Consider the following 14,468-nt stretch of genomic DNA (forward strand, 5'->3'; position numbering starts at 1 on the left):
GTCCTGGCTGGTGCGGGCCCCGGGCGTGCCGGCGGCGGACACGGCACCGGCCGGCCGCGGCGGGGAGAGCGGCCCGGTGGTGGCCACGGAGCCGGCGGTGCGGCGGCACGACGAGGGGGACAAGGACCTGGCGGCCTGACGTCCGTTCGGTACGGGATGGCCTGATGGCCGCTCCGTACGGGAACGGCGCGGCGCAGACCTGGCGGACGCGGATGGCCCGGCCCCTCCCCTCCCGGAGGAGCCGGGCCATCCGTGTGCGCGGGTCCTCAGAGCGCCTGGGCGAAGGTGCTGAACAGCCGCTGCGGGTCGTAGGTCTGCTTGACCTGGGCGAGGCGGGTGGCGGCGTTGCCGTAGTAGGCGGACTTCCAGTCGGACAGACCGGGGTCGGTGTAGTTCTGGTATGCGGCGCCCGAGGAGTGGCGCTGCATCGCGCCGTGGAAGGCATCCAGCCAGGCGGTCCGCGCGCCGGGGGAGCCGTTGGCCGGCCAGGACGTCAAGTACTGGGCCAGGAACCGCGATCCGCGGTGGACGAAGGCGGTGTCCGAGGCGCCCACGCGGTTGATCGCGCCGCCCAGTGCGGTCAGCGCGACATTGCCGGCGACGCCCTTGCGCCCGCCGGTCTCGATCTGGGCGAGCAGGGTGTGGATGCCGTCCGCGGACAGCGAGCGGTCGAAGAAGTGCGAGCGGGCGGCGTAGGTCTCCCGGCCCAGCTTGCCGGATCCGGTGTGGCCGGGCAGCGAACCCGGCATGTGGCACTGGGCGTTCGACTTGGACGAGCAGCCCGCGTACGCCTCCATGGCGTCCAGGTAGCCGATCGGGGTGAGGTGCACGCTGGTGGCCCGGCCGGGGCCGCCCGGCTGGTCGGCGAGCTTGTCGACGGCGTTCTGGAGGTCGTCGTGGCTGCCGAGGGAGAAGGCCGCGACGGAGACGCCGGGGGTGCCGCCGGGCCGGGCATCGAAGTGGGCGGTGGACCATATCTCGTCGGCCTGCGCCGGGCCCCACTTCTGCCAGGAGCCCAGCACCGCCGCGGCCTTGGCCCACGGCCAGGTCATGTATGCCATGACCGCGCGGGGTGCCGGGTGGGTACGGAAGCGGAGTTCGGTGACCACGCCGAAGTTGCCGTTGCCGGCGCCGCGCAGCGCCCAGAAGAGGTCGGGGTGGTGGCTCTTGTCGCAGTCGACGGTCTTCCCGTCGGCCGTGACGACGGTGGCGCCGACCAGGCTGTCGCAGGTCAGTCCGTACGCCCGGGAGACCACGCCGTGGCCGCCGCCGAGGGTGAGGCCGGATATGCCGACGGTGGGGCAGGAGCCGCCGGGGACCGTCACCCCGTGCCCGGCCAGGCCCTGGTAGACGTCGATGAGCTTGGCGCCGGCGCCGATCCGGGTGACGCCGCCGGAGGGCGCGCCGACCTTGGCGAGCGAGGAGACGTCGATGATGAGCTTGCCGTTGCCGCTGGAGTAGCCGGCGTAGGAGTGGCCGCCGCTGCGGATGGCTATCGGGGCGTTGTAGCGGCGGGCGAAGGAGAGGCATTCGGCGATGTCGCCGGGGTGCTTCACATAGGCGATGGCGGACGGCTTGAGGCCGTCGTAGCGGGTGTTGTAGAGGCGCCGGGCGGTGGCGTAGGCCGCGTCCGAGGCACGTATCAACGGTCCGTCGAGGCTTTTGCCCAGTGCGCTCCAGGACGCCTGGGTGGCGGGGGCCTTGGCGGAGGCCGCGGTGTTCATGGTGCCCGCGGTGGTGCCGGAGGCGGCGTCGGCCTTGCCGGACGGGCCGTCGCAGCCGGTGGCCAGGGCGAAGGAGGTGGCCGCCAGGCCGCCGGCCGTGAGGAGTGTGCGCCGCTTCACTGGGATGAGTCCCCCTTGGTTGTCGTACGGTCCGGCCCCTGCCGGCCGGCGGGCGGCCGTGGTCGCGGGGGCGTCTGCCGGGACACCGCCCCCGGCGGGGCCGCGTTCCCCTGTGGCCGAAATCCGCCGGGGCACCACGCCGTCCGGATGCCGTGAGTGAAGACCGTTACCGCGCGGTGCTCTTGTGTCCCCCACCACTCAGATGCGGCACCGGGGGTGACGGGTTCCCGGAACGGACCGGCTCATTCCACGGGGCGCCCGGTGGCCGGTTCCGGACCGCCCCCGGCCGCGGCGAGATGGCGCTCGGCATCCGTACGCGCCTGGGAGCGGGCACGGCGGGCCATGCCGGTCCAGCCGCAGTCGCAGCGGGCCAGGCAGAAGGATCCGCGTTCGGTGGTGAAGACGCGGTGCGGGGGTCGGTCGGGCACCCCGCCACGGTACGCGCCCAAGGGGCGGTTGCGTGACGAGCCCCCGGAACGGTCGTTGAACGGATCGGTCGACGCACCGTCAGACGAGCGGAGCGGCGGAACGTCCGACCGTCCCGAGCGGACCGGCCGGCCCAGGCGGTCCCGGACACAGCGGCCGAGGGGGCTCGTACGCATGGTGGTACAGGACAGGCGAGGCGGCGGTGCGGTGGCCACGGCCGTGGTGTGCGGGACGGGACTGATGGCGGGGCTGCTGGCGACGGGCTGCTCGCCGAGCGGGGCCGCCGCGGACGACCAGGCGGCGCCTCCCCGGGCGGCAGCCGCCGAGGTGGTGCGGCACAGCGCCGACGCCCTCGCCAGGGCCGGCTCCGCCAAGGTCCGTACGGCGCTGGAGACGGTCAGCGGCGGCACCCGGGTGGCCATCCGGGGCGCCGGGAGCTACGACTTCGGGGCCGGCAGCGGGCAGCTGCGGGTGGTGCTGCCGGATCTGAAGGGCAAGCCGAGCGGTGGCCATCAGCCGATCACGGAAATCCTGGCGCCCGGTGCGCTGTTCATGAAGAACCGCGGTGCGGGGGTGCCGGCCGACAAGTGGGTGCGGGTGGACACCGCTTCGCTGGCCGACGGGAACCTGGTCACCGGCGGGGCGACCGATCCGCTGGCCGCCGCCGAACTGCTGCGCGGGGTGCGGAAGGTGACGTACCAGGGGCCGGAGCGGGTGGGCGGGGTCGCGGTGCGGCACTACCGCGGGACGACCGATCTGACCGCGGCGGCCGGCGGGGCGTCGGCGCGGTCCAGGCCGGCGCTGGTCGCGGCGGAAAAAGGGTTCACCACGGCGGTGGTGCCGTTCGACGCGTACCTGGACGAGGCCGGGCGGCTGCGCAGGGTGCGGGAGCGGTTCCGGTTCGCGAACGGTTCGCCGAAGGGGGCGTCGGTGACCTCGACGACCGAGTTGTACGGATTCGGTGCGAAGTCGGCGGTGCGGCTGCCGGACCGGCGGGACATCTACACCGGGAAGATCGCGGAGGCGAAGCCCTGAGGGTGCTGTCCGGGGGCCGCCTGCGGGCCCGTGGGCTTGCCGGGGGCATGCGCCGGCGGTCTTGGCCGGATGGCGGAAATGGTCCTTCCGTGCCATGTCGCGGAGCGTGCGGCCGTCCCTACGCTGGCGGGTAACCACCAGAGGCGTGGGAAGGCGCTCGAAAGAGGAGGTGTTGGACGTGCCCGCCCATCGCCACCCGACGGTTCAGGACCACGTGGCCCTCGCCGAGATCGACCTCACTGGTGAGTTGATGATCGCGGCGGCGGCTGCGAGCGAGGAACGGCTCAGTGCGGACCTGATCGACGAGGTGCTGCACGTGGAGGAGGCCGACCGCGAGGTGGCCGAGGCTCCCTGATCCGACCCGAATTGACCCGATCCGTCCAGACCGGACTCGAGCCGACCGGACTGACCGGACCGGCCGTCGGACGCTCAGGTGCGCAGCATCCGCTCGATGGCCTTGGTGGCCTCCTGGACCTTGGCGTCGATGGCCTCCGGGCCCTTCACGGCGCCCGGAGCGGAGCTCTCGATGACCGCAGCCGCGACGCAGTGCCGCAGGTGCTCCTCCAGCAGCTGGAGGCCGAAGGACTGCAGGCCCTTCGTGCTCGCCGAGACCTGGGTGAGGATGTCGATGCAGTAGACGTCCTCTTCGAGCATGCGCTGGAGCCCACGGATCTGGCCCTCGATGCGGCGCAGTCGCTTGATGTGCGCGTCCTTTTGCTTGGCGTAGCCGTGGGTGCCGTGCGCGGGGGTCTGCGCAGCGTTGTCGGTCACAGCGCCGGGGTCGTCGAGGGGGGCGGATGTGGGGCCTGGGCCGTGGCAGGCCGCGGCGGCTGCGGTGCTGCCGTTGGTGTCGGCGTCCGTGGTCGTCATGGCCATCTCCCGTGGTATTGAGGCGATCCGTATACCCCTGGTGGGTATATCGTAACGAAGTTCGCGAGGGTCCGAGGTACCCCGTGCAGAGCATGCTGCCCGATGGGCGACACTGAAGGAATGCCGGTTAGCTGTGGCTGGATGATGCGCCTAGCATCAACTCGACCGAATCCGATGCACCCCGAGGATTTCACGTGCGCTTTCGTCTGACCCCCAGGGAGACGAGCTTCTACGACATGTTCGCCGCGTCCGCGGACAACATCGTCACGGGCTCCAAGCTCCTGATGGAACTGCTCGGGGCGGACGCCTCCGGACGGGCAGAGATCTCCGAGCGGATGCGGGCGGCTGAGCACGCGGGGGATGACGCGACGCACGCGATCTTCCACCAGCTGAACTCCTCGTTCATCACGCCGTTCGACCGCGAGGACATCTACGCCCTCGCCTCGTCGCTCGACGACATCATGGACTTCATGGAGGAGGCCGTCGATCTGGTCGTCCTCTACAAGATCGAGGAACTCCCCAAGGGCGTCGAGCAGCAGATCGAGGTGCTGGCACGGGCGGCCGAGCTGACCGCCGAGGCGATGCCGAACCTGCGCACGATGGCGAACCTCACCGAGTACTGGATCGAGGTCAACCGCCTGGAGAACCAGGCCGACCAGATCCACCGCAAGCTGCTGGCCCACCTCTTCAACGGCAAGTACGACGCCATCGAGGTGCTCAAGCTCAAACAGATCGTGGACATCCTGGAGGAGGCGGCGGACGCGTTCGAGCACGTCGCCAACACGGTCGAGACCATCGCGGTCAAGGAGTCCTGAGCCCCGGCCATGGACACCTTTGCGCTCGTCGTGACCATCGCGGTCGCGCTCGGTTTCACCTATACCAACGGCTTCCACGACTCGGCCAACGCGATCGCGACCTCGGTCTCGACGCGGGCGCTGACCCCAAGGGCCGCGCTGGCGATGGCGGCCGTGATGAACCTGGCCGGTGCCTTCCTCGGCAGCGGCGTCGCCAAGACGGTCAGCGAGGGCCTGATCGCGACCCCGCACGGCAACAAGGGGATGGGCATCCTCTTCGCCGCGCTGCTCGGCGCGGTGGTCTGGAACCTCATCACCTGGTACTTCGGCCTCCCGTCGTCCTCCTCGCACGCACTGTTCGGCGGCATGGTCGGGGCGGCGCTGGCCGGCGGGACGCAGGTGATCTGGTCCGGCGTGATCGACAAGGTCGTCCTGCCGATGTTCATCTCGCCGGTGATCGGGCTGGTGCTCGGCTACCTCGTGATGGTCGTGATCCTCTGGCTGTTCCGTAAGGCCAATCCGCACAAGGCCAAGCGCGGTTTCCGTATAGCGCAGACCGTCTCGGCGGCGGGCATGGCCCTCGGCCACGGCCTCCAGGACGCCCAGAAGACCATGGGCATCGTGGTGATGGCGCTGGTCATCGCCGACGTCGAGAAGGCGAACGACGCCATTCCGCTGTGGGTCAAGCTGGCCTGCGCGATCACCATGTCGCTCGGTACGTACGCGGGCGGCTGGCGGATCATGCGGACGCTGGGCCGGCGGATCATCGAGCTGGACCCGCCGCAGGGCTTCGCCGCGGAGACCACCTCCGCCTCGGTGATGTACGTCGCGTCGTTCATGTTCCACGCGCCGATCTCCACCACGCATGTCATCACCGCCTCGATCATGGGCGTCGGCTCGACCAAGGGCCCGCGCGCGGTGCGCTGGGGCGTGGCCAAGAACATCGTGATGGGCTGGTTCATCACCATGCCGGCGGCGGCGCTGGTCGCCGGGCTCGCGTACTGGCTGATCCGGCTGGCCTTCGGCTGACGGGGCGTCAGCGCAGGCCGCCGGCCGCGGACAGCAGAATGGGCCCGCCCCCGGCAGGGGGGCGGGCCCTTCGTCATGCGGTGGCACCGCCATGCAGCACCGCAGGACGCGGAGGGGGCCGGGCGGGACCTCGCGGCCGGGCCCGGCGGTAGGCCGCCAGGGCCTGTTCTAGCCGAAGCGGCCGGAGATGTAGTCCTCGGTGGCCTGGACCGACGGGTTGGAGAAGATCCGCTCGGTCTCGTCGATCTCGATCAGCTTGCCGGGCTTGCCGACGGCCGCCAGGTTGAAGAACGCGGTGCGGTCCGAGACCCGCGCGGCCTGCTGCATGTTGTGCGTCACGATGACGATCGTGAAGCGCTCCTTCAGCTCGCCGATCAGGTCCTCGATGGCGAGGGTGGAGATCGGGTCGAGCGCCGAGCAGGGCTCGTCCATCAGCAGCACCTGCGGCTCGACCGCGATGGCGCGGGCGATGCACAGCCGCTGCTGCTGGCCGCCGGAGAGGCCGGAACCGGGCTTGTGGAGGCGGTCCTTGACCTCGTTCCAGAGGTTGGCGCCGATGAGGGACTTCTCGACGATGTCCTTGAGCCGGCTCTTCTTGTACGAGCCGTTCAGCCGCAGCCCGGCCGCCACATTGTCGAAGATCGACATCGTCGGGAACGGGTTGGGGCGCTGGAAGACCATGCCGACGGTGCGGCGGACCGCGACCGGGTCGACGCCGGAGCCGTAGAGGTTCTCGTCGTCCAGCATCACCTTGCCCTCGACCCGGCCGCCGGGGGTGACCTCGTGCATCCGGTTCAGGGTGCGCAGGAAGGTCGACTTGCCGCAGCCGGAGGGGCCGATGAAGGCGGTCACCGAGCGCGGCTCGATGGTCATCGAGATGTCGTCGATGGCCTTGTGAGCGCCGTAGTACGCGTTCAGGCCGCTGACGTCGATTCGCTTGGCCATGTCAATCACTGCTTCTTTCTCAGGCGGGGCGCCGCGGTTCAGTGCTTCGGTGCTTTCCAGCGGGCGATGCCGCGGGACACCAGGTTGAGGATCATGACGAAGGCGATGAGCACGAGTGCCGCGGCCCAGGCGCGGTCGTACGAGGCGTCGGAGCCCTGCTGCCACTGCTGGAACACATAGAGCGGCAGCGACTGCTGGGCGCCTTCGAAGGGGTCGTTGTTGATCGTCTTGGCGCCCCACACCAGGAGCAGCACCGGGGCGGTCTCACCGGTGATCCGGGCGATGGCGAGCATGACGCCGGTGGTGATGCCGCCGATCGAGGTGGGCAGGACGACCTTGAGGATCGTGCGCCACTTGGGGACGCCGAGGGCGAGGGACGCCTCGCGCAGCTCGTTCGGGACGAGCTTGAGCATCTCCTCGGTGGAGCGGACCACGACCGGCATCATCAGGATCGCCAGGGCCATCGAGCCGGCGAAGCCGGACGGGCCGAAGCCGAGGATCAGGATCCACACCGAGAGGACGAAGAGTCCCGCCACGATGGAGGGGATGCCGGTCATCACGTCCACGAAGAACGTGACGACCCGGGCGAGCTTGCCGCGGCCGTACTCGACCAGGTAGATCGCCGTCAGCAGACCGATCGGCGCGGCGATCAGGGTCGCCAGTCCGACCTGCTCCAGGGTGCCGATGATCGCGTGGTAGATACCGCCGCCGGGCATCGCGTCCGGGAGGGTGCCCATCGAGTGGGACAGGAAGTAGCCGTCCAGGACCTTGCTGCCGCGGGCGACGGTCTCCCACAGGAGGGAGGCGAGCGGTACGACGGCGAGCAGGAAGGCGATCCAGACCATGCTGGTGGCCAGCCGGTCCTTGGCCTGGCGGGTGCCCTCGACGGCGGCGGTCAGCAGGTACGTCCCGACGATGAAGACCAGCGCGGCGATCAGGCCCCACTGGACGGTGCTGTCCAGCCCGGCGGCCAGTCCGATGCCGCAGCCGGCGCCGACCGCGACCAGCGCGAGGACCGGCGAGGTCCAGCGGGGGAGCCGGGCCTGCTTGAGGGAGACGGTGCTGCGGGGCTCGGCGACCCGGCGGTGGCGGTGGCTTGTGGTGACAGTCATGCTGCGGCCCCCGAGTACTCCTTGCGGCGGGCGATGATCAGGCGCGCCGCGCCGTTGACGAGCAGCGTGATCACGAAGAGGACGAGGCCGGAGGCGATCAGCGCGTTCTGCCCGAAGGTGTCGGCCTCGCTGAACTTGCTGGCGATGTTCTGGGCGAAGGTGCCGCCGCCCGGGTCCAGCAGGCTGGCGTTGATCAGGAAGCTCGGGGAGAGGACCGTGGCGACGGCCATCGTCTCGCCCAGCGCCCGGCCCAGGCCCAGCATCGAGGCGCTGATGACGCCGGAGCGGCCGAAGGGGAGCACCGACATCCGGATGACTTCCCAGCGGGTGGCGCCGAGGGCCAGCGCGGCCTCCTCGTGCATCTTGGGGACCTGGAGGAAGACCTCGCGGCTGACGCTGGTCACGATCGGCAGGATCATGATCGCGAGCAGGATGCCGACGGTGAACAGCGAGCGGGCGGCCCCGTTGCCGTAGCTGAAGATCCCGGTCCAACCGAGGTAGTCGTTCAGCCAGCTGTAGAGGCCGCCGAGGTGCGGTACGAGGAAGAGCGCGCCCCACAGGCCGTAGACGATGCTGGGGACGGCCGCGAGCAGGTCGATGACGTAGCCGAGCGGCGAGGCCAGCCTGCGCGGCGCGTAGTGCGAGATGAAGAGCGCGATGCCGACCGCGACCGGGACCGCGATGAGCATCGCGATGACCGAGCTGACCACGGTGCCGAAGGCGAGCACCGCGATGCCGAACTTGGGCTCCAGGCCGGCGGCGTTCCAGTCGAGGGTGGTGAAGAAGTTGGCCTTGTCGCCGGAGATGGCGAGCACGGACCGGTAGGTGAGGAAGGCCCCGATGGCGGCCATGATCACCAGGAGGGCGATCCCGGAGCCCCGGGAGAGCCCGAGGAAGATCCGGTCACCGGGGCGGACCGCCTTGCCGGAGACCGAACTGGTCGCCGGTGGCGGCGTGTTGACTATCGGGGGCGCTGAGTAATCCATGGTTTCTCCGGTCTGCGGAGCCCGTGGGGGCTCCTGGCGCGGCGGTGCACCGGACGGGCGGCGGCCCCGTGGCTGTACGGACCGGAAGGCTCCGGTCCGTACGGGGGCTGGGGCCGCCGCCCGGGATGTCAGGAGAGCGAGGCGATGGTCTTGCGGACCTTGCCGATCGTCTCGTCGGGGATGGGGGCGTAGCCGAGGGCCTTGAGGGCGTCCTGGCCGTCCTTGCCGGAGATGTAGGTCAGGAAGGACTTGGTCGCGGCGAGGGTGTCGGCCTTGTTGCCCTTGTCGCAGGCGATCTCGTACGTCACCAGGGTGATCGGGTAGGCGCCCTCGGCCTTGGTTGCGTAGTTGAGCTTCACCGCCAGGTCGTTGCCCTGGCCGGCCGGCTTGGCCTCGGCGATCGCCTTGGAGGCGTTGTCGACGGTGGCCTCGACCGGGGCCTTGGCACCGGTGTTGATCTTGACCGTCGGGATCTTCTGGGACGTCGCGTAGGACAGCTCGAAGTAGGAGATCGCGCCGCTGGTCTGCTTGACCTGCGAGGAGACGCCCGCCGAGCCGGACGCCGCCTGGCCGCCGGTGCCCTCCCACTTCTTCCCCGGCTCGTGCTTCCAGGCGTCGGGGGCGGCGCCCTTGAGGTACTTGGTGAAGTTGTCGGTGGTGCCCGAGTCGTCCGAGCGGTGGAACGCCTGGATCTTGAGGTTCGGGAGCTTGGCGGCCGGGTTCAGCTTCTTGATCGCGGGGTCGTTCCAGTTGGTGATCTGCGAGTCGAAGATCTTCGCCAGGGTCGGCGCGTCCAGGACGAGGCTGTCGACGCCGGGGACGTTGTAGCCGACCGCGATCGGGCCGCCGACCATCGGCAGGTCGATCGCCTGGCCGCCCTTGCAGACGGCCTTCGACTTGGCGATCTCGTCCGGCTTGAGCGCCGAGTCGGAGCCGGCGAAGGCGGTCTGGCCCTGGAGGAAGGTGGTGACACCGGCGCCCGAACCCGTGGGCTGGTAGTTGATCTCGGTGCCCGAACAGGCGCCCGAGTATGCCTGCACCCAGACGTCCATGGCGTTCTTCTGCGCCGTCGAGCCGGACGCGAGGAGTTTGCCCTTGCCGTCGCACTTGATGTTGGCCGCCTTGGCGGAGCTGCCGCTGCCGCCGCTGGAGCCGCTGGTGTTGTCGGAGCCGCACGCGGTCAGGGCCAGGGCACCGGAGACGGCGAGAGCGCCAACGGCGAGGGCGCGAACCCGGTTCTTGCGCTGAAGCTTCACTGTCGAGAGTTCCTTCCTGGTGCGCGCCGTTTCCTCGGCGTGCGGTGGTGACGGGGTGAGGCGGCATCGCGCTGCCTGCCGGCGTGCCGCGCACTCGGTACGGCCGAAATTAGGCAGATCAGGTGAAGCGGCCGATGGAGCGGAGTGAACACGCGGTGAACCTCGGCCGTCGGCTGAGTGCGAGGCGAGAAGCCCTCCGTATCGAGGCGAGAAGCACTCCGTATCCCGTACGAAACGGCTCGTCGCTCTGTTGAAGTACCGGTCGGTATGGCAGCATCCGCGCCGAAGGAGCGCACACGAATCGGTGCGGAACGACCGGAGGTGACTGGTGGGGAGCCAGGGGGCACGGCAGGGCGTTCGGGACATGGGTGAGGATTGCGGCGCACGGGGCGAAACGTCGGTATCCGCCGTGCGGGCCGCGCGGGCGGTCAGGGGTGGCCGGCTGGCGGTCTGCATCGCGGTCGTCCTCTGCGCGACGGGGCTGCTCGGCGGCACGGCGACGGCGGCGCAGCGCAGCCCGGACCCGACCGGCGAGGCTCGGCACCTGGAGGACGTCCGCAAGGAGATCGACGGTCTCTACCGCAAGGCCGAGCAGGCCACCGACGCCTATGACGCCGCCGAGGAGCAGGTGCGGCTCCAGGAGAAGGAGATCGTCCACCTGGCCCGCACCATCGACGGCGCGCAGCGCAGGCTCGCCGCCCTCAAGCGCCAGGCCGGCGCGCTGGCCAGCGCCCAGTACCGCGCCGGCGGGATCCCCACCGAGGCGAAGCTGTTCCTCAATGCCGACCCGGAAGCCTTTCTCGACAATGCCGACCTGGCCCGCAAGGGGCAGCAGGCGGCCAAGGGCGTGATCGACCAACTCACGCACCTGAAGCGGGACTTGGAGGGGTACGCGCGGTCCGCCAGTGACCGGTGGGAGCGGCTGGAGGCCAACCGCGAGAAGAAGGACGCGGCCCGCAAGGAGATCAATAGCAAGATCGACGCGGCAAAAGCGCTGGAATCCCGGCTGGCCGCCAAGGAAAAGGACCGGCTGCAGAAACTGGAGGACGACCAGGCGCTGCTGGCCCAGCAGAAATGGCTCGACTCCGGCGTACTCAAAGACATCACCAACAAAGCGTCCGATCAGGGCAAGAAGGCGATTTCGTACGCGACCTCGCAGATCGGGAAGGATTACGTCTGGGGTGCGGTGGGCCCGGATACGTTCGACTGCTCCGGGCTGACCCTGCGGTCCTGGCAGGCCGCCGGCCGGACGATTCCGCGGACCTCGCAGGAGCAGTGGCGGCAGCTGCCGCGGGTCGCGCTCAAGGAAATGCGGCCCGGCGACTTGATCATCTATTTCTCCGATGCCAGCCATGTCGGCATGTATCTCGGCGACGGTGCGATCGTGCATGCGCCGCGGCCCGGACGGCAGGTGACGATCACCGGTGCCGGCTCGATGCCGATCCTCGGCGTGGTACGTCCCGACGGGGATTCCGACGGCGGTGTCAATAGCGGGGCGGAGTGATTCCGGACAATTTCCGTCGGCCGATATTCGCCGAATGACGGCACGAAGGACCGGATTGTTTAATTTCGGAGGACCGCCCACGGGGCGCGAACAGGTGCCCATCCGTAGTGGCGCCGTAGCTGAATGCGGTCGTCCGGGGTGATGTTCGTCATTCCGATTTCCGCCCGCCCCAGGTGAAATCGCTTATGGGGCGCGGCATATGACGTTGGCGGATTGCGGTGGCCCATTCCATGCCGGGCCGCAGTGACGCTATGGTCGCCATTCAATGCCCGGCAGCAACCCGCTCATTTGACCGACGAGCGGGGCCGATCCGGGCACGGTGAGGTGCCGGTCGGCGCATCACCGCACCCCTCGGGGGGAGGGAAGGAAGCAGACCCATGCCCGTACCCGTACCGCACCGGCGGGCGGTCGTGCTGCCGCATCAGGCGGCACCGGTGGACGACGGCTGCGCGGACGATGCCCGCGCGGCGGCCGTCGGCATGCCGGCGCACGGGGGCTGCCTCGGGGCTTCGCGCACGCCGCAGGACCCGCCGGAGGCGGCCGGTACGCCTCTGGAGGCGTCCCGTACGGCTGTCGGCACCTCCCCGCTGCCCAAGGACCTCCCGGAGTCCCGGCTTCCGCACCAGGACGCCGGGCGTCGACTTTCGGCCGAAGAGGCTGCTGCCCACGGGGGCGACGACCATGCGGCCGACCCCGCGACCGGGGTGGTGACCCGCGCCACGTCCGACGCCAAGGGCGCCGCCGGCGAGGAGCCCACCCGCGAGGAATCGGCCACCCCGGACTCCCGCCCCCAGGTGTCCACGCCCCAGGGCCTGACCCTGCTCCTCATAGGCGAGGACCCGAACAACCACGTCCCCGAGATGTGGGACTGGGCCGGCCGCAAGGTCCGGCTGCGCACCGCCCGCAACCTCACCGAGGCCGAGCGGCTGCTCACCGACGACGTGCACTGCATCCTGCTCGACCTCACCCCGGCCGACGGCGCGGAGCGAGCCACCGGCGCCGCCCCGGGCGACGAGCTGGGCGCGCTCCGCGACGTGCTGCGCATGGCCCCCGCGCACGCCGTCCTCGTCCTCACCTGCGAGACGGACGCCGAGCGGGCCGCCGACGCGGTGCGCGTCGGCGCCCAGGACTACCTCTTCCGCGACGAGCTGGACGGCGCGGTGCTCAGCCGCGCGGTGCGCTACGCCGTCGAACGCAAACGCGCCGACCTGGCCCAGCGCCAGCTCACCGAGTCCCGGTTGCGCGCCCAGGAGAACGCCCGTCTGGAGCGCGGCCTGCTGCCGACGCCCCTGCTGGACGGCTCCGACCTGCGGTTCGCCGCCTGCTACCGCCCCGGGCGCAGCCGTGCCCTGCTGGGCGGCGACTTCTACGACACCGTCCGCACTCCGGACGGCACCGTCCACGCCATGATCGGCGACGTCTGCGGCCACGGCCCCGACGAAGCCGCGCTCGGCGTCGAACTCCGCATCGCCTGGCGGGCGTTGACCTTCGCCGGGCTGTACGGCGACGAGCTGCTGGCCACCCTCCAGAAGGTGCTGGAGAACGAGCGCGCCGACGACGAGATCTTCGCGACGCTGTGCACCGTCGACATCTCGGAGGACGGCCGCCGCGCCGGCCTGTGCCTGGCCGGCCACCCCGCGCCCCTGCTGGCCCGCGCCGGGGAGCAGCCGCAGCTGCTGCCGTACGAGTTCGGCGGCCCGGCGCTCGGGCTGCTGCCCGACGCCCGCTGGCCGCGCCGTCAGGTCGAACTGGGCAGCGCCTGGAGCCTGATGATGTACACCGACGGCCTCATCGAGGGCCGTATCGGCGAGGGCAACCGGCGCCTCGGCCAGGAGGGCATGGCCGAACTCGTCACCCGCCAGCTGGCGGCCGGCCTCCAGGGAGAGGAACTGCTGGACGCCTCGGTCCAGGAGGTACGCGATCTGAACGGCGGGGAACTCACGGACGATCTGGCCGTGCTGCTGCTCGACCGCCGTTAGCCAGGTACCGGTGCTCGACCGCCGCTAGCCAGGCACCGGCCGGCGGACCGGTCCGGCAGCGGACGTACTGCCGACGTACCACCGCAGCATCGACAAAACCGGGCAGGTCCCTCGGGGGACTTGCCCGGTTTTGTTGTCAGTCGCCTGTTCCTGTCAGTCGCCCTTTGCCGTTGGCCGCCTTTTGCCGTCGGTCGCCGCGCTCGGGTGTGCTCAGCGGCGGCCGTTGTACGGCCCGTAGGGACCGTCCGAGCTGGAGCCGCCGCCGCGCCGCGGTCCGCGCCCGCCGCCGGTGACCTCGCGCAGCGCGGGACGGACGTCGACGGTGTAGACGATCACCGCGATCACGCCGATGATCGGCAGGAACGACATCAGCGGCAGCAGGAACAGCAGTGCCGTGGCGAGTCCCAGGAAGATCAGCCACATCCCCTTGTTCTGCTTGCTCGCCGCGCGATAGGCGTCCTCGCGGCGCACCGCCGCGTCGACGAGCATCACGGCGGCAAACACGCCGAGGGCGAGCTGCACCCAGTTCAGAATGCTGTGGAACCCGTAAATCAGCACGCCATTCACCGCCCGTTGGCCGTTCGCCAGGAATCTCGGTCTGTCACTCGGTCTCTCGGGGCCGCCAGAACTTCTGCCCGAACTTCTGCGCCCACCGTACCCGCACAACGGGCCGGACACGTGAGGAGTG

The 14,468-nt window shown here is 70.4% G+C and carries 14 protein-coding genes; 6 read left to right on the forward strand and 8 right to left on the reverse strand.

Annotated features, from left to right (window positions below; genetic code table 11):
* Positions 1-266 precede the first annotated feature (266 nt).
* Both RZ84_RS20715 and RZ84_RS20720 read right to left on the reverse strand, forming a co-directional pair.
* On the reverse strand, positions 267-1,844 hold the full coding sequence (locus tag RZ84_RS20715; RefSeq protein ID WP_043265541.1) for an FAD-binding oxidoreductase: 1,578 nt from the start codon (positions 1,842-1,844) through the stop codon (positions 267-269).
* Positions 1,845-2,086: 242 nt separating this feature from the next.
* The gene (locus tag RZ84_RS20720) at positions 2,087-2,272 is read right to left on the reverse strand and encodes a hypothetical protein (RefSeq protein ID WP_043270414.1); all 186 of its coding nucleotides are present in this window, start codon (positions 2,270-2,272) and stop codon (positions 2,087-2,089) included.
* 172 nt (positions 2,273-2,444) lie between these two features.
* On the opposite strand from RZ84_RS20720, the gene RZ84_RS20725 reads away from it, so the two are divergent.
* Both RZ84_RS20725 and RZ84_RS20730 read left to right on the forward strand, forming a co-directional pair.
* A complete protein-coding gene (locus tag RZ84_RS20725; RefSeq protein WP_043265542.1) occupies positions 2,445-3,305 on the forward strand; it encodes an SCO4651 family lipoprotein in 861 nt (286 codons plus the stop codon).
* A 169-nt stretch (positions 3,306-3,474) separates the two neighbouring features.
* A complete protein-coding gene (locus tag RZ84_RS20730) occupies positions 3,475-3,660 on the forward strand; it encodes a hypothetical protein (protein ID WP_043265543.1) in 186 nt (61 codons plus the stop codon).
* Positions 3,661-3,734: 74 nt separating this feature from the next.
* On the opposite strand, the gene RZ84_RS20735 is transcribed toward RZ84_RS20730, so the two are convergent.
* Entirely contained in the window at positions 3,735-4,175 is a 441-nt protein-coding gene (locus RZ84_RS20735) for a metal-sensitive transcriptional regulator (protein ID WP_043270416.1), read from the reverse strand.
* A gap of 194 nt (positions 4,176-4,369) precedes the next feature.
* Between RZ84_RS20735 and RZ84_RS20740 the strand changes: the two genes are divergently transcribed.
* The gene (locus RZ84_RS20740) at positions 4,370-4,990 is read left to right on the forward strand and encodes a DUF47 domain-containing protein (RefSeq protein ID WP_043265544.1); all 621 of its coding nucleotides are present in this window, start codon (positions 4,370-4,372) and stop codon (positions 4,988-4,990) included.
* A gap of 9 nt (positions 4,991-4,999) precedes the next feature.
* Positions 5,000-5,998 (forward strand): inorganic phosphate transporter, encoded by a 999-nt coding sequence (locus RZ84_RS20745; protein WP_043265545.1) that lies wholly within the window; start codon positions 5,000-5,002, stop codon positions 5,996-5,998.
* 168 nt (positions 5,999-6,166) lie between these two features.
* On the opposite strand, the gene pstB is transcribed toward RZ84_RS20745, so the two are convergent.
* The 4 genes from pstB to pstS form a co-directional block, all read right to left on the reverse strand.
* Positions 6,167-6,943, reverse strand: a complete 777-nt coding sequence (gene pstB, locus RZ84_RS20750; protein WP_043265546.1) for a phosphate ABC transporter ATP-binding protein PstB — start codon at positions 6,941-6,943, stop codon at positions 6,167-6,169.
* Positions 6,944-6,981: 38 nt separating this feature from the next.
* Positions 6,982-8,055 carry a phosphate ABC transporter permease PstA gene (pstA, locus tag RZ84_RS20755; protein ID WP_043265547.1) on the reverse strand — a complete coding sequence of 358 codons (1,074 nt, stop codon included), beginning with the start codon at positions 8,053-8,055 and terminating at the stop codon, positions 6,982-6,984.
* On the reverse strand, positions 8,052-9,041 hold the full coding sequence (gene pstC / locus RZ84_RS20760; protein ID WP_043265548.1) for a phosphate ABC transporter permease subunit PstC: 990 nt from the start codon (positions 9,039-9,041) through the stop codon (positions 8,052-8,054). The genes pstA and pstC overlap by 4 nt, the downstream gene beginning before the upstream one ends.
* 128 nt (positions 9,042-9,169) lie before the next feature.
* Positions 9,170-10,297 carry a phosphate ABC transporter substrate-binding protein PstS gene (gene pstS / locus RZ84_RS20765; protein ID WP_043265549.1) on the reverse strand — a complete coding sequence of 376 codons (1,128 nt, stop codon included), beginning with the start codon at positions 10,295-10,297 and terminating at the stop codon, positions 9,170-9,172.
* A gap of 409 nt (positions 10,298-10,706) precedes the next feature.
* Here pstS and RZ84_RS20770 point away from each other — a divergent pair, with 409 nt between their 5' ends.
* The gene (locus RZ84_RS20770; RefSeq protein WP_241777787.1) at positions 10,707-11,801 is read left to right on the forward strand and encodes a C40 family peptidase; all 1,095 of its coding nucleotides are present in this window, start codon (positions 10,707-10,709) and stop codon (positions 11,799-11,801) included.
* Between the two features lie 377 nt (positions 11,802-12,178).
* Entirely contained in the window at positions 12,179-13,780 is a 1,602-nt protein-coding gene (locus RZ84_RS20775) for a PP2C family protein-serine/threonine phosphatase (RefSeq protein WP_043265550.1), read from the forward strand.
* Positions 13,781-13,990: 210 nt separating this feature from the next.
* On the opposite strand, the gene RZ84_RS20780 is transcribed toward RZ84_RS20775, so the two are convergent.
* Entirely contained in the window at positions 13,991-14,338 is a 348-nt protein-coding gene (locus RZ84_RS20780) for a DUF2516 family protein (RefSeq protein ID WP_043265551.1), read from the reverse strand.
* Positions 14,339-14,468 lie beyond the last annotated feature (130 nt).

Origin of the sequence: Streptomyces sp. CT34, assembly GCF_000805335.1 — a bacterium.
In the GTDB taxonomy this organism is placed as follows: domain Bacteria; phylum Actinomycetota; class Actinomycetes; order Streptomycetales; family Streptomycetaceae; genus Streptomyces.

What these genes read in the sequence shown, in the direction of transcription:
- RZ84_RS20725 (WP_043265542.1), top strand. Translation starts at nt 2,445, where the DNA reads ATGGTGGTACAGGACAGGCGAGGCGGCGGTGCGGTGGCCACGGCCGTG.
- RZ84_RS20735 (WP_043270416.1), bottom strand. Translation starts at nt 4,175, where the DNA reads ATGACGACCACGGACGCCGACACCAACGGCAGCACCGCAGCCGCCGCG.
- RZ84_RS20745 (WP_043265545.1), top strand. Translation starts at nt 5,000, where the DNA reads ATGGACACCTTTGCGCTCGTCGTGACCATCGCGGTCGCGCTCGGTTTC.
- pstB (WP_043265546.1), bottom strand. Translation starts at nt 6,943, where the DNA reads ATGGCCAAGCGAATCGACGTCAGCGGCCTGAACGCGTACTACGGCGCT.
- pstA (WP_043265547.1), bottom strand. Translation starts at nt 8,055, where the DNA reads ATGACTGTCACCACAAGCCACCGCCACCGCCGGGTCGCCGAGCCCCGC.
- pstC (WP_043265548.1), bottom strand. Translation starts at nt 9,041, where the DNA reads ATGGATTACTCAGCGCCCCCGATAGTCAACACGCCGCCACCGGCGACC.
- RZ84_RS20775 (WP_043265550.1), top strand. Translation starts at nt 12,179, where the DNA reads ATGCCCGTACCCGTACCGCACCGGCGGGCGGTCGTGCTGCCGCATCAG.